2 protein-coding genes are annotated in these 1,931 nt (G+C 63.1%); one reads left to right on the plus strand and one right to left on the minus strand.

All coding sequences use genetic code 11. From position 1 onward, the window contains the following. Window positions 1–195: 195 nt before the first annotated feature. On the minus strand, window positions 196–1,503 hold the full coding sequence (gene mnmE, locus EOA27_RS34305) for a tRNA uridine-5-carboxymethylaminomethyl(34) synthesis GTPase MnmE (RefSeq protein WP_126080356.1): 1,308 nt from the start codon (window positions 1,501–1,503) through the stop codon (window positions 196–198). A gap of 120 nt (window positions 1,504–1,623) precedes the next feature. Here mnmE and EOA27_RS34310 point away from each other — a divergent pair. Further along, the coding region (locus tag EOA27_RS34310) for a DUF255 domain-containing protein (protein ID WP_127258485.1) at window positions 1,624–1,931 on the plus strand (308 nt) is incomplete at its 3' end.

Below are 1,931 nucleotides of genomic sequence, written 5' to 3' on the forward strand. Positions count from 1 at the left end.
CCACCACCACATCATAGTGATCGGTCATTTTTCCAAAAATCCGCTTTCAGAGATGGACAGACACATGTCCCTGCCACCTCGCGCTGTCAAGGAGGAAGACCGGACCCGTTTCACGTGAAACATTAATCCGGCCCAATTGCGTAGCGTTTCACGTGAGTCACTGCCGGACAGAGGCCGCTCCGTGTTTCACGTGAATCATTTACCAATGCAGAACTGCGAAAAGATGACGTCGAGCAGATCCTCTACATCGACGGCACCGACGATCCGCCCGAGGCGCTCCGCCGCCAACCGCAATTCCTCGGCGCGCAGCTCCTGGCTGTGCCCTGACAGCGCCGCCCTCAGGAAATCCATCGCCTCTTGCAGCAGCTCGACATGCCGCATTCTGGAGGGCAGGACGTCACCGGCCTCGCCAACCGCGGCGGCGGCGCGGCTTCCGATCTCACCGAGAAGGCGCCCCAGTCCGCTGCCGTCCCTGGAAGAAATCACCAGGTCGTAGGCACCGGCGCCGACATCGGCGACGTCCGACTTCGTGCCGATTCTCAGCAACGGAGCCCCAGCCGAGACTTCCCCGACAGGCGCCGGATTGGCCATATCCTCCAACAGCAGAACAAGATCCGCCACATCAGCTTTGGCCCGTGCTCTTTCGATGCCGATCGCTTCCACCTTGCCCACGGCGTCGCGCAGCCCGGCGGTATCGACAAGCCGCACCTTCAGCCCGTTGAGGTCCATGACGACCTCGAGCAGATCGCGGGTCGTGCCAGGCTCGTCAGTGACGATCGCCGCTTCACGCCGCGCCAAGGCGTTGAACAGGGAGGATTTGCCGGCATTCGGCGCGCCGAGGATCACGACCTCAAAACCGTCACGGATGATCTCCGCGGCCTTGAACCCCTCGACGTGCCATTCGATCTCGCCGATCATCGCTGTCACGTCTGACCAGATCGCCTCCGAAACGGAGCCAGGCACATCCTCCTCGTCGGCGAAGTCGATCTCCGCCTCGATCATCGCACGCGCGTGGATCAGCCGGCGCCGCCAGCTCAAATAGAGTTCACTCTGCGCGCCTTCCGCATTGCTGAGGGCGAACCGGCGCTGCGCCTCGGTTTCTGCATTGACCAGGTCGGCCAGGGCCTCCGTCTCGACCAGATCCAGCCTGCCGTTGAGAAAGGCACGCCTGGTGAACTCCCCGGGCTCGGCATGCCTGACGCCTTCGAAGCCGGTGATCGTCTCCAGCATCTTGGCGGCGACCGCGCGGCTGCCATGCACCTGGAACTCGGCGACATCCTCGCCGGTGAAGCTGCCGGGGCCCGGAAAGAACAGCACGAGCCCGTGGTCGATCGTCGAGCCATCCGCCGCCCTGATCGTCCGTAAATTGGTAAACCGATCCTTAACCGGCCCGGCGATCGTTTCGACCACGAATCGAGTCTTCGGCCCGGAAATGCGGATAACCGCGATGCCCGCGGGCAGGCGGCCGCTGGACAGCGCGACGATCGAATCCTTCGAAGCCATTGGCGAAACCATTTGCCGTACCTGCCGAACCGCCTAGATTAAAAGGTAGAGCGTGTCGGCCGCTTCACCTTTCGGCATCACGCTCTGACCTCTGCCTCAAACCACGCCGAGCCGCCCATCGTGACCTTGCCCGCGCGAAACCTGCTTGCCGAAGAAGCCAGCCCCTATCTGCGGCAGCACAGCGACAATCCCGTCCATTGGCGCGGCTGGTCGCCGGCCGCCCTTGCCGAAGCCAGGGAACTCGGCCGGCCGATCCTGCTCTCCATCGGCTACGCCGCCTGCCATTGGTGCCATGTCATGGCGCATGAAAGCTTCGAGAACGACGCCGTCGCGGCCGTCATGAACCGGCTCTACGTGAATATCAAGGTCGATCGCGAGGAGCGGCCGGACATCGACCAGATCTACATGGCTGCGCTCCATGCCATGGG

Source organism: Mesorhizobium sp. M2A.F.Ca.ET.037.01.1.1 (genome assembly GCF_003998075.1).
Classification (GTDB): domain Bacteria; phylum Pseudomonadota; class Alphaproteobacteria; order Rhizobiales; family Rhizobiaceae; genus Mesorhizobium.